Genomic DNA, 23,938 nt, shown 5'->3' with positions numbered 1-23,938 from the left:
ACGCCCCGGTGGGGAACGGCGGCGTCGGCGGCGGGCCCGGAGCAGGAACGGGCTCAGCGCAAGAACGGGCTCGCAGCAGGGACGGGCTCACAGCAAGAACGGGCTCGCAGCAGAGACGGGCTCAGAGCAGGGACCGGAGGGGTTCGGAGCGGGGACGGGGTCACAGCAGGGACGGGGTCAGCGTGATCGGTCCCGCCGCGATGTGCCGCCCGCGCGGAGCCGGGTCGGCGAGCACCCCGTCGTGCACCACCACCCGCCCGCCCACCAGCACGGTCCGCGGGCGCCCGGTCAGCGTCATGCCCTCGTACGGGGTGTAGTCGGTGGCCATGTGCAGGTCGCCGGAGGTCACCGTCCAGCGCGCCGAGGGATCCCAGATCGCGATGTCGGCGTCCGCCCCCGGCATCAGCGTGCCCTTGCGGGGATAGAGGCCGTTGGTCCGTGCGGGGCCGGCCGCGGTGAGCTCGACGAACCGGGTGGCCGGCAGCCCGCGGCCCGCGACGAACTCCGAGAAGATCACCGGGAGCCTGGTCTCCACCCCGGGCAGCCCGTTCGGCATGACCCGCACGTCGGAGCGGCGCGACTCCTTCTGCGCCACGTCGTAGCAGCAGTGGTCGCTGCCGATCGTGGTGATCTCCCCGGTGAACAGGTGGCGGGCCAGCGCGTCGACCACGCCACGGGGACGCAGCGGAGGGCAGCAGACGAACCGCTCCGGAACCGGCCCGCCGTACAGGCCGTCGTCCAGCACCAGGTGGTGGGCGACCGACTCGGTGAAGGCGGCGACCCCGCGGCGCCTGGCCGCGGCCACCAGCTCCACCGCCTCCGCGGTCGACTGGTGGACGAAGTAGACCGGGGCGCGCAGCGACTCGGCGATGGCCAGCACCTCGGCCACCGACGCCGTCTCGGCCAGTTCCGGCCGGGTCGCCGCCATGTGCTCGGCGCCGATCCGGCCCGAGGCCGCGCAGCGCTCCTGGGCGTCCCCGATGATGTGGTCGGCCTCGCAGTGGATCACCACCAGGCCGCCCAGGTCGCGCAGCACCGTCATGGTCCGCAGGATCGTGTCCTCGTTCGCCATGGTCTCGCCGCGGTAGGTGGTGAACATCTTCACCGTCGGCATGCCGTCGGCGACCAGCGCGGCGAGCTGGGCGGGCACGGTCGCGTCCCACTCCACCACGCAGGCGTGCAGGGCGCTGTCGCACAGTCCCTGCGACGCCTTGGCCCGCTGGGCGTACGCCACGTCGGCGGGCGTCTGACCGGGGCGCGGGATCGCGAAGTCCACGATCGTGGTGGTGCCGCCGAACACCGCCGCCGTGGTGCACCGCGCGTGGTCGTCCAGCGAGGTGAAGTCGCCGGAGGTGAAACCGACGTGGCAGTGCGGGTCGACGCCGCCGGGCATCACCAGCGCGCCGCCCGCGTCGATCTCGACGGTGCCGGAGGGGGCGGGCGTGCCCGGCTCGGTCAGGGCGACGACGACGCCGCCCGCCACGAACACGTCCGCCCGGGCCGACCACCCGGCCTCCACCACGGTGCCGCCGCGAACCACCAGCGATGCCCTCACCGGACGCTCCGCCCGAGGTGGGCCCGCCAGCCGCCGGCCTCGCTGATGTCGGTCACTCCCGGCGCGGAGATCGCCTCGGCGCGCATCCGCATGCAGAGCGACCCGCTCCCGTCCGACAGCTCGATCACCCCCAGCTCCAGCTCGGGCGGTTCCCCCGGCAGCAGGCGCTCGCGCAGGATCTCGTAGGTGACCTCGTACAGCTCGCCGGGCACCGCGTGCCCGCCGCCGGGGACGGGCGACAGGCCGGGGAACTCGTCGCGTACCGAGTAGAACCGGTAGCGGGGGGCGGTCTCGGCCGGACCGAGGAACCTCGCCCCGGCCAGCGCGTCGTTCAGGCTGCCGCCCGACATCGCCTGGCCGTTGACGAACATGCGCAGACTCTCCACCTGGTCCTCCTTCATCGGGTGCTCCGGCCGCCGCGAGGGCTCGCGGCGAGCGGGTCGAGCGGGTCTCGCATCAGCCGGTCCGGGCCCAGGTCGGCGACGTTCACCGGCGGTGGCGTCCCCGCGACCAGGTTGCGCAGCGTCTCGCCCCACAGGGGGGCGAAGGTGAAGGAGTACGTGCCGCCCGCCACCAGGAAGCCCGGCGCGCCCGGCACCTCGCCGATCACCGGCATCTCGTCGGGGGTGGCCGCCAGCGGTCCCGCCCACATGCGCAGCAGCCGCAGGTCCCGGACGAACGGCAGGATCCGCACGGCGAGCGCCATGTTGCCGACCAGGCCGTCCACGCCCGCCTCGCTGCGGCCGTCCAGGTCCATGGTCCTGGCCGGCCAGCCGCCGCCGACCAGCAGGTTGCCCGCGGTGACCTGCTTCACCGACAGGCCCTCGCCGATGTGCTGGACCAGGTGCGGCAGGACGGGGGCCGAGCGCACGGTGGCGTGCATCTGGATCGCCACCGGCGCCATCCGCAGCCCGATCCCGGCCATCGCCGCGATCCCGCCCAGCCAGGGACCGGCGACGTCGACGACCACCGGGGCCTGGACGACCTCCCCGCCCGCCTCGACCCGCCAGGTCCCGCCGCTCCGGGTGACCGCGGTGACCGGCGCGAACGGCACCAGCCGGGCCCCGTGCCGCGCCGCGTCGGCCAGGTAGGCGGGGGTGACCTTCAGCGGGTTGGCGTACCCGTCGAGGCCGCACCAGGTGGCCGCGGCGACGGTCGGGCCCAGCGACGGCAGCGCCGAGCGGGCCGCGTCGCCGTCCATGACCTCGGTCGCGATCCCGGCCGCGGTCTCCCAGGCGTGCTTGTCGTGCAGTTCGCGTACCTGGGCCTCGGACTCGGCGATGGTGAACCCGCCGCTGCGGCGCAGCTCGACGGAGGTCTCCAGCTCGTCCTCGACGGTCTCCCACAGGTCGCTGGCGGCCCGCTGCAACGGCAGGAAACGCGCACTGTCCAGCGGTACGGCCTGACCAGGGCGACGGGTGTGCACGGCCTGCATGTGCAGGTTGCCCGCGGTGGTGCCCGATCCCTCGCGGCCGGGGGCTCCGCGTTCCAGCACCGTCACCCGGTGCCCGTCGCGCGCCAGCCGGCTCGCCGTGGCGGCGCCCAGCACCCCGGCGCCGACGATCACCACGTCGGACGTCCTCACGTCGTCGTCCCGTCGGCGCGGCTCTCCGCGATCTCCAGCAGTGTCGCCACCGGTACCGGCCTGACCGGTGTCCGGGAAGGGAACGCCTCCACCGGCTGGTCCGCGGTCTCCCCGGGCCGGGCGGCCCTGACCAGCGCGGAGACCGCGAAACCGCACTCGCGGCCCTGGCAGGGGCCCATCCCGGCGCGGGTCCACGCCTTGGTGGCGTTCAGGTCGCCCCCGGCACGCGCGGCCGCGGTCTCGCGGATCTCTCCCGCGGTGATCGCCTCGCACCGGCAGACCGGGGTCTCGTCGGGTACGGAGGCGGCCAGCGTGTCCAGGAGCAGGGCGGGACCCGGGTAGATCGAGCCGGTGAGGGCCGCGAAGTGTTCCGCCCGCCGCCGTGCCCTCGTCCACCGCCGGATCTCGGAGGCGGGCACCGGTCCCCGCCCCTTCCCGAGGGCCGGGGCTCGTGGACCGTCGCGGTCTCCGGCGTCGTCGCGTCCGCGGGTGTCGCCCTGTTCCCGGGCCAGGGCGCCGTGTTCCCGGGCGGGCGTGCCGTGTTCGCGGGCCAGGGCGCCGTGTTCCCGGGCCAGGATGTCGTGGGCGGCGGCCATGCCCCGGGCGACGGCCGCGTGCACCCCGCCGACGCCCGCGGCCTCGCCCACGACGTAGACCTCGTCGCGCGAGGAACGCCCGGCCGGGCCGGTGAGCGGTGACACCTCCCCGGTCACGGCGTCGGTGCCGGTCGCGCAGCCCAGCATGCGGGCGAGGTCGGTCTGCGGCCGGAAGCCGTACCCGACGCAGAGCGCGTCCACCTCGACGGTGCGGATCGGGCGTCCCGGCGTCGCGGCCGAGGCCAGCGTCACCGACGAGACGCGCTCCCGACCGTCCGCGCGCAGCACCACGGTCCTCTGCCAGAGCGGCACCCGGGCGCGGGCGAGCCGCGCCGCGTACCCGGCGAGTTCGCGCAGCCGGGCCGGGTGCAGCAGCGCGCCGGACGCGCGCGGACCCGGACGGTACGGCGTGCCGACCTCGGCGATCCCCGCGACCGTCACCCCGAGGGCGAGCAGCGAGCAGGCGACCGGCAGCAGGAAGGGACCCGAGCCGGCCAGCACCACCCGGTCGCCGACCGAGGTGTGGTCGGCGGCCAGATGCTGGGCGAAACCGGGAGTGGTCACACCGGGAAGCCGCCAGCCCGGGAAGGGGAACACCCGCTCGTAGGCCCCGGTCGCCAGGATCACGTACCGGCCGCGCAGCCGCACCGCCCGGCCCGCTGCGTCGGACGCCAGCAGCGTGCTCCCGTCGTCGGCCACCCCCCACACCAGGTGGCCGGTGCGGCACTCGACGCCCGCGGCGCGCACCCGGCCGATCAGCCGCCCGCCCTCGGGGCGGTGGTCTCCCCACACCCGCGCGACCTCGGGCGCGGGACGCCGGTAGTACTGGCCGCCCAGCTCGGGTTGCTCGTCCAGGATCGTCACGGTCAGCCCGGACGCGGCCAGCCGGGCCGCCGCGGTCAGACCGGCCGGGCCGCCCCCGACGATCACCACGTCCCGCCGCACGACCGCCCCGTCGCCGTCAGCCGCCATCGGGACCCTCCGAGAGGGCGGCCGTGTCGACCCGCATGCCCGGGTGGATCCTGGTGAGGCAGGCGCGGACCCCGGCCCGGCCGTCCACGGTCACCTCGCACTCGAAGCACACGCCCATCCCGCAGAACGGGCCACGGAGCGCGCCGTCGACCGGGTTGCGGCCAAGCGTCCAGTGGCGCTCGCCCACGAGGGCGGCGGCCAGGGTGACGCCCTCGACGGCGCTGATCACCCGCCCGTCGACCACGATCGTCGCCCTCCTTGCGGTCACCGGCCCCGTCCCGTCCGCCGAATCCTTTCTGCGCTTCGGGTTCGTTCCGCGTGCCGAGCCTCCCCGGCCCGCCGACCCCGTCACGCGCGGGTCTCCTCGCGGCCCGCGCCGGCATCGGGCGTCGCCGCCTCCGACGCCACCGGACCGGACTCCCGCGCGACCGGACCGGACTCCTCCAGCGCCGCGACCAGGCCGGACTCCTCCAGTACGGTTCTGATCGCGCGGAGCGTCCCCGGGTCGGAGACCGGCAGCAGGGGCGGGCGCACGTGCCCGCCGGGCTGGCCGAGCAGGGACATCGCGGCCTTGAGCTGGGCGATGGGGGAGCCGTGCACGCCGCTGTAGTCGGGAGCGACGAGACGGCCGGACAGGCCCGCGTACCGGTCGGCCCAGGCGCGGGCGGACTCGCGGTCGCCGGCCGCCACCGCCTCGTAGTAGGGGACCGCGAAGGGAGCCCCGACGCCGCCGCCGTCGATGTTGCCGTCACCGCCGAGTCCCAGCAGGACGGCGAGGCCGCGCCGGTGCAGGAAGCTGCCGAACACCCGGACACGGTCGCAGACCGCCTCGACCGTGCCGAGCATCCTCAGCCAGTCGCCGGTGCTGTCCTTGATCGCGACCACGTTGTCGAGGTCGGCCAGCCGTTCGGTCAGCCCGGGGTGGGCGGAGATGTCGACGGCGACGCCGCGCGGCCAGTTGTAGACCATGAACGGCAGGTCCGTGGCCGAGCCGACCCGGTCGTAGAAGGCCACGATCTCCTCGGGGCCGGGATGCACGTACGGAGGCGGTGTGGCGAGCAGGCCGTCGGCACCGGTCTCGGCGGCGTGCCGGGCGAGGTCGATCGCCTCGCCGGGCGTGTAGGCGGTGACGCCGACGACCACGGGGAAACGGCCGGCGACCTCCCGTACCGCGATCTCGGTGACGCGGCGGCGCTCGGCCGGCGTCTGGCTGAACCACTCGCCGGTGCTCCCGTTGACCAGGACGCCGTGCACCCCCTGGGCGGCGTACAGCCGGAGCAGCGCCCGCCAGGCCCCCTCGTCCAGCGCGCCGTCGGCGGTGAAGGGGGTGGGGGCGGCCGGCCAGTAGCCGTGCCAGGTGACGTCGTCGCGGTCCATGGGGTTCCCGGGGGTCGGTGCGAGGAACAACCTGCAGATTTTACGGAATCGATTGCACCAGGTTGCTGCACGACCATCTTTCCGGTCAAGCAGGAAATATGTTCTTAACAGGTGTTATTTCCAGAAGTCATCGGCGCGGGACGCGGGAGAAGGGGGCGGTCCGGGAGTTCCCGGGATCGATTCCATGGACGAGGCGCCTCTCGGCGCCTGGCCGACCCGCGAGCCCGGGGACCGGGTCCCGGGCGCGCGGGTCGGCCGCGCATGAACCGGCGGGGGAGCCGGCCGTGCATGAGTCGGCGGGCGAGCCGGTCACGCATGAACCGGCGAGCCGGCCGCGCATGAACCGGGGGGTCAGCCGCGCATGAGCCGGCGCAGGAGGGAGCGTCGCCGGACGGGCGGTTCGGGGGCCGGTCTCTCCACGGCGGGATGGCGGGCCCGCCAGTCGGCGACGACCTCGTCCACGTCGAAGAGCGGCTGGAGGAGCGGCGGACCCGACAGGGTCCTGCCGTGGCTCTCGCGGATCCGGCCGTTGATCTCCTCGATGATCCGGCGCGCCTCGGCCTCCGTCCGCGCGTCCGCCGCGGCCGCCCGCGCCTCCTCGGCGTCCTTGCGCAGCGCGAGCGTCCCGGGAAGCGGGAACGACAGGTTCTCCGCTCTCATCTTCTGCTTGACCCACCACATCTCGTCGGGCTGCCTGCCCGCGTCGGGGAGGGGCTTGCCGGCCCCCGGCAGGTTGTCGAACTCCCCGCGTTCGGTGGCCTCGCGGATCTGCCGGTCGATCCACGTCTCGAAGCTGACCCCGGGCGGTTTGCGGTCCGTCACGGTCGGGCCTCCTGTCGTGGTCGGTGACACCTTCGAGGGTAATCGGCGGTGCCCGGTGGGGCTCTCCGCGGCCCCGGGGTGCACGGATCCCGGCCTTGCCAAAATGGTCAACCATCTTTACGGTATGGACAACCACATTGACTGTTTCTGGTGCGTGCGGACGCCGAGCCCGGCTCCGGCGCCCGCCGAACCCCCGCAGAGAGAAGGTTCCCCATGCCCTCCGACGTCTTCGTCGCCCACACCGCCGAGAGCGCGCCGCCCGAGATCCGCCCCACCATCGAGGGCGTGACGCGGAAGTTCGGCCACCTTCCCTCGGCGGTGGCCCTGATGGCCGAATCCCCGCAGCTGCTCAAGGGGTTCCTGGCGGCCTCGGCGTCGTTCGAGCAGGCCACCCTCGGCCCGCTCGAACGAGAGATCGTCATCCTGACGGTCGCCACCCGGAACCGGTGCCACGTCTGCGTGGCGCTCCACACCGCCACGCTGGCCGGGCTGGACGCCCCGCCCGAGGTCGTCGAGGCGCTACGGTCGCGGAAGCCCCTGGCCGACACGCGGCTGGAGGCGGTACGGCTCTTCACCCTGGCCGTCATGGACCGCCAGGGTGCCGTGGACGACAACGAGATGCGGGCGTTCCTCGACGCCGGCCACACCGCCCGGAACGCGCTCGAGGTCGTTCTCGGGGTGGGGACCTACACCATCTCCACGTTCGCCAACCGGCTCGTCGACGCGCCCCTCGACCCCCAGATGAGCGCCTTCGCCTGGGACGGCGGAGAGGCCTGACCGGACGGCCCGGGTCAGGCGGCCCGGGTGGGCGGCTCAGTTCAGGCGACTCAGGTCAGGCGGCTCAGACCGTCGGTGATCGCCTGGCGGAGCATGTCACCGTACGCACCCTCGGGGAGGTCGTGGACCCGGTCGGAGGCCAGCCGGAAGTGGCGACGGGCCTCGTCGGGATCGCCCAGCAGCTCGTGGGCGGCTCCCATGTTGACGTGGAGCGAGGGGTAGAACGGGAGAACCCGCTCGTCCGCCACCGCGTCGGCGTGCTTGAGCGAGATCTCGTTCCAGCGCAGGGTCTCCTCGGCGGACTCCTGGTGGCGCGCGACGTAGTGGGCCGCCACACAGGCGTCGAAGTCGTCGGCCCGCTCCAGCCACGCCTGCTCGAACAACCGCAGCGCGTCCTCGGGACGGCCGTCGGCCTCGGCCTCCATGCCCTCGGCGCAGAGCTTGATCACCGGGTTGTCAGGGTCCACGATCCCCACCTTCCTGTCGTACGGGACCGGCAGACTACGGGCCGGGACCGACAGAACCGCGACAGGCGGGCCCCGGCCCGGTCGCTCCGCCCGCCGGGTGCTCGCGCGCCCGTCCAAGAGTTTCCCAACTCCCCGCCAGGACACCGTCACCCGGCGGGGAGAACGCCGTCCCCCGCGTCCGCTCCCGCACAATGACCACGATCCCGCGTTCACGCCGCCCGGCGCGGGGACGGGGACGGGCCGGTGGGCGGGGCGACGCACCGGGGACCCTGCCGGGCGACACGGTGGAGCGCCGCTCCGTCCTGTGGTCCCGCCGTCCGGCCGGGCGGGCGCACGCGGGGGCGGTTCCACGACGGGCATCAAGGACGTGACGCATGCACATCGATCTCACCGGCAAGACGGCGCTGGTCACCGGATCCACCCAGGGGATCGGGGCGGCCATCGCCACCGGCCTGGCCCGGGCGGGCGCGACGGTGGCCGTGAACGGCCGCACTCCCCAGACGGTGGAGGCCGCCGTCGGCGCGCTGCGCCTGAAGGTCCCCGGCGCGCGGGTCGTCCCGGTCGCCGCCGATCTCGCCACCCAGGCGGGTGCGGACCGGGCCGTCGGCCTCGTACCGGAGGTCGACATCCTGATCAACAACCTCGGCGTCTTCGGGGTACAGGACGCCCTGGAGATCACCGACGACGAGTGGCGGCGCTTCTTCGAGGTGAACGTCCTGGCGGCGATCCGCCTCACCCGCGCCTACCTGCCGGGGATGACGGCGCGCTCCTGGGGCCGCGTCCAGTACATCGCCAGCGACTCCGCGATCGTCACGCCCCTGGAGATGATCCACTACGGGATGTCCAAGACCGCGCTGCTGGCGGTCTCGCGAGGCTTCGCCAAGAAGGCCGCGGGCAGCGGCGTCACGGTCAACTCCGTCATCGCCGGTCCCACGCACACCGAGGGGGTGGAGGACTTCGTCTACGAGCTCGTCGAGCGTGACCTGCCCTGGGAGGAGGCCCAGCGCGCCTTCATGCGGGGACACCGTCCCCAGTCGCTGCTGCAACGGCTGATCGAACCGGAGGAGATCGCCGACATGGTCGTCTACCTCAGCTCCCCGCAGGCCTCGGCCACCACCGGCGGCGCGCTCCGGGTCGACGGGGGGTACGTCGACGCCATCGTTCCCTGAGCCCTTGAAGCCCCCGACGCCCCTGAAGCCCCGGCCGGTGCCCGCGTGGGCGGTGGCCCTCCCGGCCGGCGGCCTGCGGGCGGGCCCGGCCGCGGGGGAGGGACCCCCGGGGAAGGCACCGAGGTCAAGCGTTCGTCGGTGAACCCGGGGATAGTCCGGGCGAGCCCGCGGGTACGGACGCTCCGTGAACGATCAGGAGACCGTCCCGGCACCGGACACGCCCGGCGTGCCCGCGTACTGAGCACGGCGAACGGTGTCCCCGTCGTTCCCGTTCCTCCGGCGGGCCGCCGACCGGCTGACCGACGCCGCCCCCGGCTGGCTGGTGGAGACGGTACGGCCGGCGCCCGCGGCCCTCGAATGGTGGCCGATGCTGCGCATGGCGGTGGCGGTGACCACCCCTCTCGCCGCGGGGTTCGTCACCGGGCACGTCGTGGCCGGTCTGCTGCCGGCCATCGGCGCGATGAACGCCGGCATGGCCGACCGCGGGGGGCCGTACCGGGTCAGGGTCATCCGGATGGCGGCGGCCGGCACCGCCGGAGCGGTCGGGTACCTCGTCGGCGCCGCGATCCGCGACCACGGCTGGTGGGCGGTGCTCGCCGTGGTGGCCGTCTCCGTGGTGTCCGCGCTGATCAGCACGAGCGGCGCCACCGGATCGGCGGCCGGGCTGCAGCTGCTGGTGATGACCGTGCTGTCCATCGGTATAGCGCTGCCGGGATCGCCCCTGCTGAACGCGCTGGCGTTCCTGCTGGGCGTGGGATGGGTGATCGCCCTGGGGGCCGCGGAGTGGCCGTTCCATCCCCGCGCGCCCGAGGAGGCCGCGGTGGTCACGGTCTACCGGGCCCTCGGCACCCTCCTCGCCGCCCGCACGCGCCCCACCGGCGACACCAGCGACACCAGCGACACCAGCGACACCAGCGACACCAGCGACACCAGCGACACCGGTGACACCGGCGCGCTGACCGCGTTCGACGCCGCCCTCAAGAGCGGGTACGACACCGTCCTCGCGGCGCGCTCCCCGGCCGCGGGCCTGGACGCGGGACGTACCCGCCTGGTCGCCCTGCTGAACCAGGCCTCGCTGATCCGCAACGCGCTGCTGTCGCTCTCCCACGAGGGGCGCGAGCCGCCCGCGGAGCTCGTCGCGGACGTCGAGGAGGTCACCGCCTCGCTCACCGGCGGGCCCGCGCCGCGGACGCTGCGCCACGAGTGCGACTCGCCCGCCGTGCGCGCCCTGTGCTCCGCGGTGGAGGGGGCCGTGGCCCTGGCCTCCGGCGGCGACGTGGCGGCCGAGCAGCTGCCGTACGAGAGGATCGGCCGCCGGGCCCGGCTCCGGGCCGCCCTGAAGGACATGTGGTACGGCCACCTCGTCCGCGTCTACACGGTCAGGCTCGGGCTCTGCATGGGCGTCGCCGCCGCGATCGGCATGCTCGGCTGGTTCGAGCGGTCCTACTGGATGATGCTGACCGTCGCGCTGGTGCTCAAGCCCGACTTCGGGTCGGTGTTCGCCCGCGCGGTGCAGCGCGCGCTCGGGACCGTCGCGGGCACGCTGATCGGCACCCTGATGCTCGTCGTGGTCCCGTACGGGACGCCGCTCCTGGTGCCCGTCGCGGTGTGCGCGGCGCTGCTGCCGTACGGCGTGCAGCGCAACTGGGGTCTGCTCTCGGCCTTCCAGGCGCCGCTGGTGCTGCTCCTGGTGGACCTGCTGACCCGCGGGGGGCCCGGACTGGGCGTCATCCGGCTGGTCGACACGCTGGCCGGATGCCTGATCGTCCTGCTGCTGGGCTACCTGCCGTGGCCGACCAGCTGGGAGGCGCCGGTCGGGCCGCGGTTCGCCGACGCCGTCTCGGCCACCGCGAACTACCTCCGGCACGCGTTCGACGCCGGGCACACCGGCAGGGCGCTGCTCCGCCGCGGGGTGTACGACGCCCTGGCCGATCTGCGGACGGTCTTCCAGCGGGCGATGACCGAGCCGGCCGTGGTCAGCCGGCGCGTCACCACCTGGATGCCCGCGATGACCGCCCTGGAGCAGGTGGCGAACGCGACCGTCGCCACGGTCGCGCGGACCGAGCGCGGCGCGCCGCCGCCCCCGGACACCGCGGTCCAGACCCTGGCCGGTTGCCTGGACGACCTCGCCAGGGACGTCCGCGCCGGACGGGAACCCGCCGATCCGGCGTTCTGCGAGGAGAAGAGCCTGGAGCGGATCGACTCCGCGGTGCGCGGCCTGCGCGACACGGTCTCGGCCAACCGTCCCGGGTGACCGTCCGGCCCGGCCCGGACGGTCCGGGGACCAAGGGACCGGGGACCAAGGGGCCGAGGGGCCGAGGGGCCGAGGGACCGGGAACCCGCTTGACCCTGACACGGTGACAAGGTCTTCACTGTGGCCCAGGAGGTGGTCCCCATGACCATGCGGGAACAGGACACGGACATGATCCGAGCGCTCCGGGGGCTGGAGGACGGCCGCGCGTCGGTACGGCTGCGGGCGGCGATGGCGCTCGGCACGACCCCCGGCCCGCGGTTCGTCGGCCCGCTCGTCGAGCGGTGCGCGGTCGAACCGGAGTTCTACGTGCGCGACATGCTGACCTGGGCGCTCACCCGGCACCCGGCCTCCCTGACGGTCCCGGAGCTTCTCGGGGAGCTCCGCTCGGAGCGCGCGCAGGCGCGGAGCCAGGCGCTGCACACGCTGTCCAAGATCGGGGACCGGCGGGCGTGGCCGGCGATCACCCGGGCGCTCCTGTCCGACGCCGACGACGAGGTGGCGCGGAGCGCGTGGCGGGCGGCGGTCGTGCTCGTACCCGAGGGGGAGGAGCACGAGCTGGCCGCGGCGCTGGCGGCACAGCTCGGGCGCGGCGAACGCGACACGCAGCTGAGCCTCAGCCGGGCACTGGTCGCGCTCGGTGAGATGATCGTGCCGGCCCTGCGCGCCGCGGCGGAGGATCCCGACCCTCGCGTACGCGCGCACGCGATCGCCACGGAACGGCTGCTGCGCGACCCGGAGACCGGGTTCGCGTTCGCGATCGAGGAGGCCAAGCGCGTCGTGGCCCTCGGCGACACCGGCGGGAAGGAGTGACGGACGGTGCTGATCGGCGACGTGGCGCGGCGGTCCGGGGTCAGTGCCCGCATGCTCAGGCACTACGACACGCTCGGCCTGGTGCGGCCGACGGGCCGTACCGGCGCCGGCTACCGGGAGTACTCCGACGAGGACATCCGGCGGATCTTCCACATCGAGAGCCTGCGGTCCCTGGGGCTGTCGCTGCGCGACGTCGGGCGCGCGCTCGACGATCCCGGCTTCACGCCCGCGGACCTCGTCGACGACCTCATCCGCCGGACGCGCGAGCGCATCGCGGCCGAGACGGAGCTGCTCACGCGGCTGCGCCGGATCGACGCCGCGGAACCGGCCGGCTGGGAGGACGTCCTGCAGATCGTCGCGCTCCTGCAGGAGCTGGGGTCGGCCAGCGCGGGCAGGCGCCAGCGCGCGGCCCTGTCCTCGGTCGAGGAGGCCGCGGTGCCGGTGGAGGCACTGGTCGAGGCGGCGCTGAGCGAGACGGACCCGAACGTCGCCGGGGCCCTTCGCTGGGCTCTGGCGCGGTCGGGCGACGACGGCCCGGCGCTGCTGGCGAGGGGACTCGGCTCGCCCGCGGCCGAGGTGCGCGAGCGCGCCGTCCGGGCCATCGCCGAGATCCCGGACGACCGGGCGACCGCAACGCTGCGCGAGGCCCTCGCGAGCCCCGACCCCGTGGTCCGCAGGCACGCGGCCCTGGCGCTGGGGGCACGGGGGGTGGCCGACGCGATCCCGGTGCTCGTCGACACCGTCGTCGAGGGGACGAACGACGTCGACGCGGCCGACGCCCTGGGCGCGCTGGCGAGCCGTCCCGCATTGGCGGACCGGATCGCCACCGGGCTCGTCGATCGCCTCGCCCACGGGGACGTGGAACCGTCCGCGCGCCGGCGGCTGACCCAGGCGCTCGCGGACGTCCCGGGAACCACGGCGTCACGGGCCCTCGCCGAGCTGTCCCGTGACGAGGACCGTGCCGTCGCGCTCACCGCGACGTACATCCTGGGGCTCCGGGGCGCGCGATGACGGCTCTTCCCGGCGTGCCGTGCGCGGCGCCGGGCCACGAGGTGCCCTTTTCGACAGTGGACGGCTCCCCGGCCCGGGGGCCGGGGAGCGCGTCATAGGAACAGGCTGAGCAGCAGGACGAACACCAGACCGGTCACCGAGATGATCGTCTCCATCACCGACCAGGTCTTGATGTTCTGCCCCACGGTGAGCCCGAAGTACTCCTTGACCAGCCAGAAGCCCGCGTCGTTGACGTGCGAGAAGAACAGCGAGCCGGCGCCGATGGCGAGCACGAGCAGCGAGGTCTCGCCGACGCTGAGGTTGGCGACCAGCGGCGCCAGGATGCCGGAGGCCGTGACGGTCGCGACGGTCGCCGACCCCGTGGCCAGCCGGATGAGCACGGCGACGAACCAGGCCAGCAGCAGCACCGACAGGCCGCTGTTCTGCACCCAGGTGGCGATTAGGTCGCCGATCCCGGTGTCGATCAGGGTCTGCTTGAAACCGCCGCCCGCGGCCACGATCAGCAGGATGCCCGCGATCGGGGGCAGCGACTGCTCCAGGGACTTCGCGACCGCCTTCCGGTCCATGCCCGCGCCGAGACCGAGGGTGAACATCGCCACGATGACGGCGATGAGCAGCGCGATCAGCGGCGTGCCGAGGAAGTCGAGGACCGAGCGGATCGGGTTCCCCTCGGGGAGGAGGATGGCGGCGAGCGCCTTGCCCATCATCAGCACCACGGGCAGCAGCACCGTGGCGAGGGTGACGCCGAACGAGGGCCTGCGGGTGTCCTCGGCCGCGGGCCGGGTCTCGTAGAGCTCCGGCGCCGGGACGTCCACCCAGCGGGCCGCGTACTTGGCGAACAGCGGCCCGGCGATGGCGACGGTCGGGATGGCGACGAGCACGCCCAGTCCCAGCGTGATGCCCAGGTCCGCCTTGAGGGCGTCGATGGCGACCAGCGGCCCGGGGTGGGGCGGGACCAGGCCGTGCATCACCGACAGGCCGGCGAGCGCGGGGATGCCCACCCGGATCAGCGAGACGCCGGAGCGGCGCGAGACCAGGAAGATGACCGGCATCAGCAGCACGAGGCCGATCTCGAAGAACATCGGCAACCCGATCAGGGCGCCCACCGCGGCCATCGCCCAGGGCAGCGAACGAGGACTGGAGCGGCCGACGATCGTGTCCACGATCTCGTCGGCCCCGCCGGAGTCGGCGAGCAGCTTGCCGAACATCGCTCCCAGCGCGATGAGGGTGCCGACCCCGGCGGCCGTGCTGCCGAACCCGTCGGTGAAGGCGGAGATGGTGTCGGCCATCGACAGGCCCGCCACGGCTCCCACGGCCAGCGAACCGATGGTCAGGCTCAGGAAGGGGTGCAGCTTGAAGTACGTGATCAGCAGGACGATCAGCGCGATGCCGATGAGCGCCGCCGGGATGAGCCTGCCGGCGGGGGCCGGGGGAGGAGCGGCCAGCACGGTCAGCACGGTGGTCATCGCGCGCCCCCGGCCTCGTCCGTGTTCCGGGCCCCGGCCGGATCGGCGGGCGACGGGCCGGGGCCGGTCGTGTTCGCGGCGTCGAGGTAGGCCTCCACGAGGTCGTCGACGGGCAGGGAGAAGTCGAGGACCATCCCGCGCTCGTCGGGCTCCAGGGGCTCCAGCGTCTTGAACTGCGAGTCGACCAGTGAGGTGGGCATGAAGTGCCCGGGGCGGCCGGCCACCCTGCGCCGCACGGCGTCGATGTCGCCGTGCAGGTGGACGAAGGTCACCGACGGAGCGGCCTGCCGCAGGAGGTCGCGGTAGCTTCGCTTGAGGGCCGAGCAGCTGGCCACGCCACCGGTGGCGACGTGGTCGGCGAGCCAGTCGCCGATGGCGCGCAGCCACGGCAGCCGGTCGTCGTCGTCCAGCGGGATGCCGGCCGACATCTTGGCGACGTTGGCCTCGCTGTGGAAGTCGTCGGCGTCGGCGAAGGGCAGCCGCAGGCGCTGGGCGAGAGCCGCCCCCACCGTGGTCTTGCCCGAGCCGGTCACGCCCATGACGACGAGTAGCGCGGCACCGGGAGCCGGTGCGGCGGGGTCCTGGGTGGGGTTCGTGGCTCCTCCGCTCCCTAGGAGGCGCGGCCCGCGGACGGATCGCTCACGCGACCCGGCGACGGGACGGCCGCGCCTTGAGGATGTGTTGATGCCGCGTTCATATCGGCATGTCCCACATGCCCGCATGTCATTACCCGAAACTCACCCGTCACACGGGCCCGGCGCTCCCCCTCAGGGCTTGCGGGCCACGCCGCAGAACTGGGAGACCTCCGCGGGCTCGCCCGGGAGGCCGGGTTCCGGGCGCCAGCGCGAGCAGGAGACCACCCCGGGCTCCAGCAGTTCCAGGCCGTCGAAGAACGTGGCGACGTGGTCGCGCGAGCGGGCCACGATCGGCGTCCCGCCCCGCTCCATGAACCGCCGCATCGCCTCGTGCATGGCGTCGCCGTGGACCTCGGCGGTGGCGTGCGCGATCACCAGGTGGCTGCCGGAGGGGACGGCCTCGACCAGTTCCCGTACGACCTGTCGGGCCTCGTCGTTGTCGACGAGGTGGTGCAGGATGCCCAGCAGCATCAGGGCCACCGGCTCGCCGAGGTCGAGGGTGGAGGCGGCCTCGCGCAGGATGTGCCCCGGCCGGCGGAGGTCGGCGTCGATGTAGTCGGTGGCGCCCTCGGGCGAACCGGTGAGCAGGGCGCGGGCGTGGGCGAGGACCAGCGGGTCGTTGTCGACGTAGACGATCCGGGACTCCGGGGCGATCCGCTGGGCCACCTGGTGGGTGTTCTCGGCGGTGGGCAGGCCGGTGCCGATGTCGAGGAACTGGCGGATCCCGGCCTCCGTGACGAGGTGGCGGACGCAGCGGCCGAGGAACGCCCGGTCGGCGCGGGCCGAATCCACGATGCCGGGAATGAGGCCCTCCACCATGTCCCCGGCCTCCCGGTCGGCGGGGTAGTTGTCCTTTCCGCCCAGCCAGTAATTCCAGATGCGCGCCGAATGCGGATGCTCGGTGTCGAGCTCCGCGGTTCGCCGGTCGGATTCGCGAGCGGTACTCATGAGGGTGGAGTCCATTCGTGAGGTGTTCGCGCAGAATAGGGAAGATGGTAACTATCACATGCCTGATCAACATGGCAAATTAGGTTTATTGCTCGTTCTGTATATATGAGTTGATATATCCGCAAAGGGATGGATGACCGGAACTGCATAGGCCGTATCTCCCGTCACGGAACGCCACGACCGCCGCCTCGGACGGGCCCCTATGTTCTGCGGCGCCCGCCCTCGCGGGGCCACGCCCCTCACCGGCTTCCCGGGACAGGCGGGACGGGCGCGGGTTCACCGGTCCTCGGGACGCGCGGGGCAGGCGCTCCTCACCTGCCCCCGGAGCGCGCGGGGCCGCGCGTCCGGCGCGGGAGAACCTTTTCCGATTCCAGGGACGATCTCCGGAATAGCGCCGTACGGGCGGGGCACAGCCTGCCCATGGCTGACACCGCGATCGTCGACGTCGACGGCACCCTGGTCGACACCAACTATCAGCACGCGCTGGCCTGGTCCCGGGCGTTCGGCCGTCACGACGTGTGGCCGCCGTTATGGCGCATCCACCGGCACATCGGCATGGGCGGGGACCAGCTGGTGGCGGCGGTCGCCGGGGACGAGGTCGAGCGGCGGCACGGCGACGCGCTGCGGGACGCCTGGGGGGAGGAGTTCGACGTCTTCCTCGACGAGATCAGGCCGCTGGAGGGCGCCACCGCGTTCCTGGACGAGCTGGGCAGGCGCGGGTTCACCGTCGTGCTGGCCTCGTCCGGAAAGCCCCAGCACGTCGAGCACTTCCTCGACCTGGTGGACGGCCGCTCGCACTGCGCGGCGTGGACCACCTCCGAGGACGTCGAGGCCACCAAGCCCGCGCCCGACCTGCTGAAGGTGGCGCTGGACAAGGTCGGGGGGACCTCCGGGGTCATGGTGGGCGACTCGTCCTGGGACTTCGTCTCCGCCCGCAAGGCGGGTGTCCCCGGCATCGGCCTGCTGACCGGCGGGTTCCCGGCCGAGGACCTGCGCGAGGCCGGGGCGGACCACGTCTTCGGCTCCCTGCCCGAGCTGACCGCCGGCCTCGACCGCACCTCGCTCTGCGCGCCCCGCTGACGGTGACGGGGGCTCAGCTCCAGGGCAGCGTGCCCCGGGTGGCCCAGTAGCTCTCGGGCTCCTCGGCCAGCCCGGCGAGCCGCTCGTCGAGCTCGGCGTCCCAGGTGACACCGACCGCGGCCAGGTTGTCGCGCAGCTGCCCGGCCGAGACCGCGCCGCTCAGCACCGTCCCGGCCCACGGGCGGGCCAGGACGGCCGCCAGCGCGAGCGCGTCCGGGGTGACGCCCCGCTCGCGCGCGGCGGCCGTGAGCACGGCCGGTGCGGCGCGGGCGGTCAGCCGCCCGTTCGCCACGCCCTCCTTCACGATGACGCCCAGACCCGCCCGGTGCGCCCGTGCGAGCGCCTCGCCGGCCGAGCGCTCCAGCAGGTTCCACGTCGACTGCACGGTGTCGAAGAGCCCGATGTCGACCGCCCGGTCGACCGTCTCGGCCTGGCGCGGCCCACTCGTCGACAGGCCGACCGCCACCCCCTCGGCCCGTAGCGCGCGCAACCGGCCGAGCACGTCCCCGTCGTCGAGCACGCCGCTCTCCAGGGTCGCCGAATGGATCTGGTAGAGCGACAGGTGGTCGCCGAGCAGGGCGCGGGTCTGCTCCAGCTGCGCGGTGAACCGGTCGGCGGTGAGCTCCTTCACCTCGTGCCGCTCGGCGTCCATGCGCCAGCCGCCGACGTAGGCGTACCCCCACTTGGAACCGACCGCGACCGCGTCCGGGGCGATCCCGCGCTCGCGCAGCCAGCCCGAGAGGAACTCCTCCGCGCGTCCGTACGAGCGCGCCGTGTCGAGGTAGCGCACGCCCGCGGCCCACGCGGCGTCGAGCACGGCCCAGGTGCGCGCCCGCATCGCGGGGACGTCGCGGTCGGCGCCGAGGTCCTCGGCGCGGCCGAGCGTGATGTAGGCGGGACGGCCGAGCGCGGCCAGCCCCAGGCCGACCGGCGTCACGGCCGGGCCGCTCCGCCCCAGAGGACTCCGGACCAGCGCGTTCATGCGCGCCAATATAGCGGCCGTCCCCGCGCCGGATCCTCGCCCCGGATCCTCGCCCCGGATCCCTGGGCCGGATCTTCGGGTCTGGCAGGATCGGCGGGCCCGCGACCGGCGCGGCGACACGCCGTGATCTTCCTTGACGGGCGTACCGGTGGAACCTACGTTCGAATCCGGGGTACGCGTACCGGTGAAGGCGGCCGGGCGTCCCCCCTCGGGCAGGACGTCGGGGCGGGCGAAGACGGAGGGAGACGGGCATGCGCGGCGTGCTTCTCGCGATCGGCACTCGCAAGGGCCTGTTCCTGGCCCGTTCCTCCGGCGGCGGCCCGTTCGAGGTCGACCGGGTCCGGTTCTCCACCATCGGGGTCCCCTCGGTCGCGATCGACACCCGCGGCGCGGTGCCCCGCATCCTCGCCGGGATCGAGTACGGCCACTTCGGCCCGTCCGTGCTGCGCTCCGACGACCTCGGCGAGAGCTGGCAGGAGGGTTCCGCCGTCCCGATCGCCTTTCCCGAGGCCACCGCGACGACCCTCACCCGCGTCTGGCAGCTCCAGCCCTCCCCGTCGGAGCCGGAGGTGGTCTGGGCCGGTGCGGAGCCGGGGGCGCTGTTCCGCTCCGAGGACGGTGGCGCCACGTTCTCGCTGGTGGAGGGGTTGTGGAACCACCCGCACCGGTCACGCTGGCAACCCGGTCTGGGCGGGCTCTGCCTGCACACCGTGCTGTCCCACCCCGGTGACACCAAGACCCTGGTGGTCGCGGTCTCCGCGGCCGGCGTCTACCGTACCGGCGACGGAGGCGTCTCCTGGGAGGCGGCCAACCGGGGGATCCGCGCCCCGTTCCTTCCCGAGGGCGCGCAGTACCCGGAGTTCGGGCAGTGCGTGCACAAGGTGGACATGCACCCCTCCCGGCCCGAGCGGCTCTTCCTTCAGCACCACGGCGGCGTCTACCGCAGCGACGACTTCGGCGACTCCTGGACGTCCATCGGGGGCGGCCTTCCCTCCGACTTCGGCTTCCCGCTGGTCGTGCACCCCGATCGGCCCGACACCCTCTACGTCTTCCCGCTCCACGGCGACGACGACCGCACGCCCGTCGGCCACCGCTGCCGGGTCTTCCGCAGCGACGACGCGGGCGGATCGTGGCGGGCCCTGGACCGAGGGCTGCCCACCGGGCCGGTCCACGCCGCCGTGCTGCGCGACGCCATGTGCGCCTCGGCCGGAGGGGTGTTCTTCGGCACCCGCGACGGCGAGGTGTACGGCTCCTGGGACGACGGGGAGAGCTGGTTCCCGGTGGCCGACCACCTGCCGGACGTGCTGACCGTGCGTGCCGCGCCGGTCTGAGAGCGTCGTACCGGCCCGAAGGCGCGGTGGTGGGGACCGCCGCGCCTTCGGCGCTTCCGGGGGTGCCGAGGTCAGCTCGCGCTGCAGGAGACCGTCGGCCAGGTCGAGTTGCCGTTGCGCTGGATCGTCACGCCCCAGTTGTTGCCGCTGCCGTTGGGCGTGGCGGTCAGCACCTGGGCGCTGGGATAGCTCGCGCTGACGTTCCAGGTGGAGAGGACCTTCGCGGGGGAGGGGACGTTCATCGTGACGGTCCAGTTGCTCGAACCGCTGACCGAGACGTTGAGGTTGTAGCGGTCGCTCCACTGCTCTCCCGCGGAGAGCGACGCGGTGCAGCCCCCGCCCCCGCCCCCGCCGCTGCCTCCTCCTCCCCCGGAGGAGCCGCCGACCGTTATGTTGGAGCTCCCGCTGCTCTGGTAACCCTCCGTCGCGAGGATCATGTAGTCGTGGCCGCCCAGGCTCATGCCGTTGCGGGCCCAGGCGTCGAAGTGGTTGCCGGAGGTTATGGTCCCGCCGGTCTTCTTCGACTGCCTGACGCTCCAGTACTGGTTGAAGGTCCTGACGCCGTCGATGGAGGGGGCGTTGACCCGCGTCGTCTGGTAGATGTCGTACGTGCCGCCGTCGCTGGTGACCGTGCCCTTGTACGTCCCGGTGGGACGGTAGGTGCCCCAGTTGTCGACGATGTAGTACTCCACGAGCGGATTTCTCGTCCACCCGTAGAGGGTGAGGTAGGCGTTGCCGGACGGGTTGAAGCTGCCCGAGTAGTCCACGGTCCTGCGTCCGCCGGTCCTCCAGCCCTTGCCGGCGACGAAGTTCCCGGTGTTCCTCCACGAGGTGCTGTAGTTGCCGCCGGATCCCAGCTCCATGGAGACGGTTCCCTGGCTGTCGGTCCAGAACGAGAAGAAGTAGCCGTTGTTGGTGCCGGTCTGGTTGGTGGTGACGGCCGCGTGGGCGGGGCCGGGCAGCACCGCCACGGCCATGGCCAGCGCCACGGCGCAGACACGGCTGACGAGCAGCCTGGTGCCGCCACGTCCGCGGCCCCTCCGGGGGGCGGGGGCATCGTTCATGTGCGTGCTTCCTCCTCGTGAGCGCTGGAGCAGACGGCGTGGTACGACCGGCGGGGCCGGTGGTGGCCACGGTGGGGTACACCGTGCGTCGGAGTCGTGCACCGCGGGCCGGCCGGTCGTCGGGCGGTCGGCGACCGGAGTCCAGGCCGCGTGGCGGGTGACCCTGACCGGTGGCGGTCAGGGCTTGTGATGGTGAGAGTGTCGGTTCGGCCCGCTCGGACTGTCAACAACTTTCAGAAATGTATCGGTAATATGATCTTGTGGAGAATTCGGCAGGCGGGAGTCGTGCCTGCTCTTCGGGATCGCCTTGCCGAATGTGGTCCGGGTCGGCCGATGAAAGCTTCTTTTACATGATCAAAATGTGGCCGGTCTTCCGAAATGTTTCGATCATCTCTTGGCGGTTTTCAAGGCATGTACGGGATGTCCCACCGGGGCCTGATCGTCTCCCGGATGATCGGCGGCAGAGGACGGCGCGCTGCCGCGGATGGCCGGGAACCGGCCCGTCGGCGCCTTTCCGGGCGCCACCGCGTCCGCGCACGAGAACGCCCCGCTCTCCCCTGCGCGGGGGAGCGGGGCGCCGTCGTCAGGTCAGGAGGCCTCGCATGTCGGTACCGGTGTGGCAGCGGTTCCGTCGGCGGTGAATCCGAACGTGGTGGTGGCGCCGGCGGCGAGGCCGCCGTTCCAGGTCTCGTTCCGGACGGTGACGTTCGCTCCCGAGCCGGACCGGACGCCTCCCCACAGCTGGGTGATGGACTGTGAGCCGGGCCAGGTCCAGCCCACCGCCCAGCCGTTGATCGCACCGGCACCGGCCCGCACGGTGACGCTGGACTGGAAGCCACCGCCCCAGGCGTTCGTCGTCTGGATCGTCGCCGTGCACCCACCGGGGACCGGCGTCGGCGTGGGAGTGGGAGTCGGGGTCGGCGTGGGGGTGGGAGTAGGCGTGGGAGTCGGGGTGGGCGTGGGGGTCGGGGTCGGGGTGGGGGTCGGCGCGTCGATCACGACGGTCGTGAGGGAGCGCGGCCTGAGGGTGACGGCACCGCCCGTGACCGTGGCGCGCGCGAGCGAGTTGGAGTTGTCGGTGACGTAGGCGGTGGTGCCACCCTGCAGGCCGTCCCAGGTGACGGCCGAGGTGCCGGTGTTCAGCACCTCCACGACCTTCGATCCGTCGGAGTTGAGGAACGCCGACACCTTCAGCGACGAGTTGACCGTCGACGTGCCGAGCCGGACCGCGCCCGGCCGGATGAACCGGCTGTACGCCGCCATCGCCCACAGTCGCTTGGACACGCGGTACGTCCGCGCCGCCGGGTCGATCTGGATCAGCGCCCGGGTGGCTCCCGAGGAGCCCCCCAGCCAGTAGAGGTAGCCGCTGACGTTGCCGACGGCGAGGGCCTGGTGGACGGCCTGGGCGACGGTGAAGCCGTCCTGGCCGCTCCCGTCGTCCCAGCTCTCGTTCCAGGTGCTCCCGTCGGGGCCCCATTCCGACATCCAGGTGCGCTTGTTCCCGGGCTGCGGGCTCGTTATCTGGCTGGCGTAGGTGTGACCCGTGTAGGTGGACACCCAGCGGCGGGCCTCGGGGTCCGCCTCGATGGCGTTGGTGTACGCCTTGGCCTGATCCCAGCCGAAGGCGTCGCAACACGCGAGCCTGACGTCGGTCGCGATCGGGCCGAGGACCTTGACGAAGGCGGCGGCCTGGGCCGGGGTGAAGCGCATGGACTCGTAGGTCGCGGTGTAGTCGGGTTCGTTGGTGAACCCCAAGTCCGTGATCTTGATGCCTTCCTGCGCGTAGAACCTCGTGTACTGCGCCAGGTACCGGGCGTAGGCCGCGCGCCACTCGGGCCTGAGGGTGCCGCCGTTGTTCTCGCTCCCGTTGTCCTTCATGTAGCCGGGGGCGCTCCAGGCGTTGGCGTAGAAACGCTTCAGGCCGTACGACTGCGCGACCTTGGCCACCCACACCTGGGCGCCGTCGTCGCCGTCCCACACGTACCTCGGTGGCGCGTCGGGGCCACCCGGGTTCTGCGGCTGGATGGAGACCATCTTGTCGTACGGGCTGCCGGTCGGCGAGGCGCCGATGCCCAGGCGCAGGATGCTGAGCCCCGCGCCGGTCTCACGGTCGAACCACAGCCGGAAGACGTCGTTCTGCTGCGCCGTCGACAGGTTGCGCAGCAGTTCACCCCGGCGGAACGCCGTGGAGACGCCGAAGCCGTCCATCTCCTGGTGGCGCACACCGTCCGAAACGGTGATGACGGGCGCGGCCGCGACCTGCCCTGCCGCGCCCTGCCCGTTCACGGCCACCAGTGATGCGCCGAGAAGAGCGACTGCCATGACGATCCGTGTCACGGACCCTCCCGAGATCGTGCCGTCCGGATCGCCGGCAGGTGAGGCCGGTCCGACCGAGGCGGCTCAATGGTTTCTACGGCTGTTCGTCCCGCTGTGCACCCGGCCCGGCGACGGGATCTCCTTCTCGCCGCCACCACCCCGAACGTGATCGCCGCGACGACCGCCGTCGGCCCGAGATGGGCGATCACGGTTATGTTTGCGTTAACAATGGAGCGGAGCGGTGGGTCCCGCCCGGCAACCAAGTGTGGGAAAGGGGCCGAAAGTTGTCAAGGAGATGACCAAACGTTTCGGGGGTATCGCCTCCGCGCGGATGCGGTGACCTGCCATCGGCGCGTCCCCCCCGAAGACCGCGCCCCTTCCACCAGGGAGAATTCTGCGTGCGAGGCCGAGGTCGCCCGACGTTGCCACCCGATCGTTGCGAGGCCGGTGGGCCTGAACGTTTCACTCCATGCCGTCCCGCCTCCGGCCGATCGAGGCATATGAGGCCGATCAAGGCCGCCGAGGCCGGTCGAGGCCGATCGAGACCGGCCGAGGTCGGTCTGGCTCGAAGGACGTCGTCGCACCGGCGTTCCGGCCGGGGCGTCGGATCCCGGCCGGTTCGTCGTCGTCTCGGGAGCCCGCTTCCGCCCGTGGCCGCTTCGCGCGGTCGTCGTGGCCGGTTCCGTCGAGCTGGAAAGGGGCTATTGATACGCGTACGGCA

21 protein-coding genes are annotated in these 23,938 nt (G+C 73.1%); 7 read left to right on the top strand and 14 right to left on the bottom strand.

Annotated features, from left to right (window positions below; all coding sequences use genetic code 11):
* Positions 1 to 160: 160 nt before the first annotated feature.
* The 7 genes from hydA to ACIBCT_RS15985 all read right to left on the bottom strand — a co-directional run bounded on the left by hydA (position 161) and on the right by ACIBCT_RS15985 (position 6,907).
* The gene (hydA, locus tag ACIBCT_RS16015) at positions 161 to 1,555 is read right to left on the bottom strand and encodes a dihydropyrimidinase (protein ID WP_399189032.1); all 1,395 of its coding nucleotides are present in this window, start codon (positions 1,553 to 1,555) and stop codon (positions 161 to 163) included.
* Positions 1,552 to 1,941, bottom strand: a complete 390-nt coding sequence (locus ACIBCT_RS16010) for a gamma-glutamylcyclotransferase (RefSeq protein ID WP_399189030.1) — start codon at positions 1,939 to 1,941, stop codon at positions 1,552 to 1,554. The genes hydA and ACIBCT_RS16010 overlap by 4 nt, the downstream gene beginning before the upstream one ends.
* 11 nt (positions 1,942 to 1,952) lie before the next feature.
* Positions 1,953 to 3,140, bottom strand: a complete 1,188-nt coding sequence (locus ACIBCT_RS16005; protein WP_399189028.1) for an NAD(P)/FAD-dependent oxidoreductase — start codon at positions 3,138 to 3,140, stop codon at positions 1,953 to 1,955.
* Complete coding sequence (locus tag ACIBCT_RS16000) at positions 3,137 to 4,708, bottom strand: FAD-dependent oxidoreductase (RefSeq protein ID WP_399189027.1); 1,572 nt, start codon at positions 4,706 to 4,708, stop codon at positions 3,137 to 3,139. The genes ACIBCT_RS16005 and ACIBCT_RS16000 overlap by 4 nt, the downstream gene beginning before the upstream one ends.
* Positions 4,698 to 4,976 carry a (2Fe-2S)-binding protein gene (locus ACIBCT_RS15995; protein WP_399189025.1) on the bottom strand — a complete coding sequence of 93 codons (279 nt, stop codon included), beginning with the start codon at positions 4,974 to 4,976 and terminating at the stop codon, positions 4,698 to 4,700. The genes ACIBCT_RS16000 and ACIBCT_RS15995 overlap by 11 nt, the downstream gene beginning before the upstream one ends.
* An 80-nt stretch (positions 4,977 to 5,056) precedes the next feature.
* Positions 5,057 to 6,115, bottom strand: a complete 1,059-nt coding sequence (locus tag ACIBCT_RS15990; protein ID WP_399189023.1) for a dihydrodipicolinate synthase family protein — start codon at positions 6,113 to 6,115, stop codon at positions 5,057 to 5,059.
* A gap of 321 nt (positions 6,116 to 6,436) precedes the next feature.
* Positions 6,437 to 6,907 (bottom strand): DUF1992 domain-containing protein, encoded by a 471-nt coding sequence (locus ACIBCT_RS15985; protein ID WP_399189021.1) that lies wholly within the window; start codon positions 6,905 to 6,907, stop codon positions 6,437 to 6,439.
* A 213-nt stretch (positions 6,908 to 7,120) separates the two neighbouring features.
* Between ACIBCT_RS15985 and ACIBCT_RS15980 the strand changes: the two genes are divergently transcribed.
* Positions 7,121 to 7,684: a carboxymuconolactone decarboxylase family protein gene (locus ACIBCT_RS15980; RefSeq protein WP_399189018.1), complete on the top strand. Its 564-nt coding sequence runs from the start codon at positions 7,121 to 7,123 to the stop codon at positions 7,682 to 7,684.
* 50 nt (positions 7,685 to 7,734) lie between these two features.
* Here the strand turns inward: ACIBCT_RS15980 and ACIBCT_RS15975 are convergent, their stop codons facing one another.
* Positions 7,735 to 8,151 (bottom strand): hypothetical protein, encoded by a 417-nt coding sequence (locus ACIBCT_RS15975; protein WP_399189016.1) that lies wholly within the window; start codon positions 8,149 to 8,151, stop codon positions 7,735 to 7,737.
* A 374-nt stretch (positions 8,152 to 8,525) separates the two neighbouring features.
* Between ACIBCT_RS15975 and ACIBCT_RS15970 the strand changes: the two genes are divergently transcribed.
* The 4 genes from ACIBCT_RS15970 to ACIBCT_RS15955 all read left to right on the top strand — a co-directional run bounded on the left by ACIBCT_RS15970 (position 8,526) and on the right by ACIBCT_RS15955 (position 13,395).
* Complete coding sequence (locus ACIBCT_RS15970; protein WP_399189014.1) at positions 8,526 to 9,320, top strand: SDR family NAD(P)-dependent oxidoreductase; 795 nt, start codon at positions 8,526 to 8,528, stop codon at positions 9,318 to 9,320.
* A 253-nt stretch (positions 9,321 to 9,573) separates the two neighbouring features.
* The gene (locus ACIBCT_RS15965) at positions 9,574 to 11,574 is read left to right on the top strand and encodes an FUSC family protein (RefSeq protein ID WP_399189012.1); all 2,001 of its coding nucleotides are present in this window, start codon (positions 9,574 to 9,576) and stop codon (positions 11,572 to 11,574) included.
* 141 nt (positions 11,575 to 11,715) lie between these two features.
* Positions 11,716 to 12,384, top strand: a complete 669-nt coding sequence (locus tag ACIBCT_RS15960) for a HEAT repeat domain-containing protein (protein WP_399189010.1) — start codon at positions 11,716 to 11,718, stop codon at positions 12,382 to 12,384.
* Positions 12,385 to 12,390: 6 nt separating this feature from the next.
* The gene (locus tag ACIBCT_RS15955; RefSeq protein WP_399189009.1) at positions 12,391 to 13,395 is read left to right on the top strand and encodes a HEAT repeat domain-containing protein; all 1,005 of its coding nucleotides are present in this window, start codon (positions 12,391 to 12,393) and stop codon (positions 13,393 to 13,395) included.
* A 92-nt stretch (positions 13,396 to 13,487) separates the two neighbouring features.
* On the opposite strand, the gene ACIBCT_RS15950 is transcribed toward ACIBCT_RS15955, so the two are convergent.
* The 3 genes from ACIBCT_RS15950 to ACIBCT_RS15940 all read right to left on the bottom strand — a co-directional run bounded on the left by ACIBCT_RS15950 (position 13,488) and on the right by ACIBCT_RS15940 (position 16,444).
* Positions 13,488 to 14,861 (bottom strand): GntP family permease, encoded by a 1,374-nt coding sequence (locus tag ACIBCT_RS15950; protein WP_399189007.1) that lies wholly within the window; start codon positions 14,859 to 14,861, stop codon positions 13,488 to 13,490.
* Entirely contained in the window at positions 14,858 to 15,400 is a 543-nt protein-coding gene (locus ACIBCT_RS15945; protein WP_399189005.1) for a gluconokinase, read from the bottom strand. The genes ACIBCT_RS15950 and ACIBCT_RS15945 overlap by 4 nt, the downstream gene beginning before the upstream one ends.
* Positions 15,401 to 15,628: 228 nt before the next feature.
* Positions 15,629 to 16,444: an SAM-dependent methyltransferase gene (locus ACIBCT_RS15940; protein WP_399189003.1), complete on the bottom strand. Its 816-nt coding sequence runs from the start codon at positions 16,442 to 16,444 to the stop codon at positions 15,629 to 15,631.
* Between the two features lie 420 nt (positions 16,445 to 16,864).
* On the opposite strand from ACIBCT_RS15940, the gene ACIBCT_RS15935 reads away from it, so the two are divergent.
* Positions 16,865 to 17,524, top strand: coding sequence for an HAD family hydrolase (locus ACIBCT_RS15935; protein ID WP_399189001.1), 660 nt, complete (start codon positions 16,865 to 16,867; stop codon positions 17,522 to 17,524).
* A gap of 13 nt (positions 17,525 to 17,537) precedes the next feature.
* On the opposite strand, the gene ACIBCT_RS15930 is transcribed toward ACIBCT_RS15935, so the two are convergent.
* Complete coding sequence (locus tag ACIBCT_RS15930; protein WP_399188999.1) at positions 17,538 to 18,506, bottom strand: aldo/keto reductase; 969 nt, start codon at positions 18,504 to 18,506, stop codon at positions 17,538 to 17,540.
* 251 nt (positions 18,507 to 18,757) lie between these two features.
* On the opposite strand from ACIBCT_RS15930, the gene ACIBCT_RS15925 reads away from it, so the two are divergent.
* The gene (locus ACIBCT_RS15925) at positions 18,758 to 19,837 is read left to right on the top strand and encodes a WD40/YVTN/BNR-like repeat-containing protein (protein ID WP_399188997.1); all 1,080 of its coding nucleotides are present in this window, start codon (positions 18,758 to 18,760) and stop codon (positions 19,835 to 19,837) included.
* Between the two features lie 71 nt (positions 19,838 to 19,908).
* On the opposite strand, the gene ACIBCT_RS15920 is transcribed toward ACIBCT_RS15925, so the two are convergent.
* Positions 19,909 to 20,901: a glycoside hydrolase family 11 protein gene (locus tag ACIBCT_RS15920; RefSeq protein ID WP_399188995.1), complete on the bottom strand. Its 993-nt coding sequence runs from the start codon at positions 20,899 to 20,901 to the stop codon at positions 19,909 to 19,911.
* Between the two features lie 588 nt (positions 20,902 to 21,489).
* Complete coding sequence (locus tag ACIBCT_RS15915) at positions 21,490 to 23,223, bottom strand: cellulose binding domain-containing protein (protein ID WP_399188993.1); 1,734 nt, start codon at positions 23,221 to 23,223, stop codon at positions 21,490 to 21,492.
* Positions 23,224 to 23,938 lie beyond the last annotated feature (715 nt).

It is taken from the genome of Streptosporangium sp. NPDC050855, from assembly GCF_044456585.1.
Lineage (GTDB): Bacteria > Actinomycetota > Actinomycetes > Streptosporangiales > Streptosporangiaceae > Streptosporangium > Streptosporangium longisporum.
The sequence above is the reverse complement of the archived record's forward strand: the minus strand, read 5'-3'. Positions and strand labels throughout refer to the sequence as shown.

Coding starts and splice junctions, on each gene's coding strand:
- ACIBCT_RS15970 (WP_399189014.1), top strand. CDS start 8,526: ATGCACATCGATCTCACCGGCAAGACGGCGCTGGTCACCGGATCCACC.
- ACIBCT_RS15945 (WP_399189005.1), bottom strand. CDS start 15,400: ATGGGCGTGACCGGCTCGGGCAAGACCACGGTGGGGGCGGCTCTCGCC.
- ACIBCT_RS15915 (WP_399188993.1), bottom strand. CDS start 23,223: ATGGCAGTCGCTCTTCTCGGCGCATCACTGGTGGCCGTGAACGGGCAG.
- ACIBCT_RS15960 (WP_399189010.1), top strand. CDS start 11,716: ATGACCATGCGGGAACAGGACACGGACATGATCCGAGCGCTCCGGGGG.
- ACIBCT_RS16000 (WP_399189027.1), bottom strand. CDS start 4,708: ATGGCGGCTGACGGCGACGGGGCGGTCGTGCGGCGGGACGTGGTGATC.
- ACIBCT_RS15950 (WP_399189007.1), bottom strand. CDS start 14,861: ATGACCACCGTGCTGACCGTGCTGGCCGCTCCTCCCCCGGCCCCCGCC.
- ACIBCT_RS15920 (WP_399188995.1), bottom strand. CDS start 20,901: ATGAACGATGCCCCCGCCCCCCGGAGGGGCCGCGGACGTGGCGGCACC.
- ACIBCT_RS15930 (WP_399188999.1), bottom strand. CDS start 18,506: ATGAACGCGCTGGTCCGGAGTCCTCTGGGGCGGAGCGGCCCGGCCGTG.
- ACIBCT_RS15940 (WP_399189003.1), bottom strand. CDS start 16,444: ATGAGTACCGCTCGCGAATCCGACCGGCGAACCGCGGAGCTCGACACC.
- ACIBCT_RS15925 (WP_399188997.1), top strand. CDS start 18,758: ATGCGCGGCGTGCTTCTCGCGATCGGCACTCGCAAGGGCCTGTTCCTG.
- ACIBCT_RS15980 (WP_399189018.1), top strand. CDS start 7,121: ATGCCCTCCGACGTCTTCGTCGCCCACACCGCCGAGAGCGCGCCGCCC.
- ACIBCT_RS15935 (WP_399189001.1), top strand. CDS start 16,865: ATGGCTGACACCGCGATCGTCGACGTCGACGGCACCCTGGTCGACACC.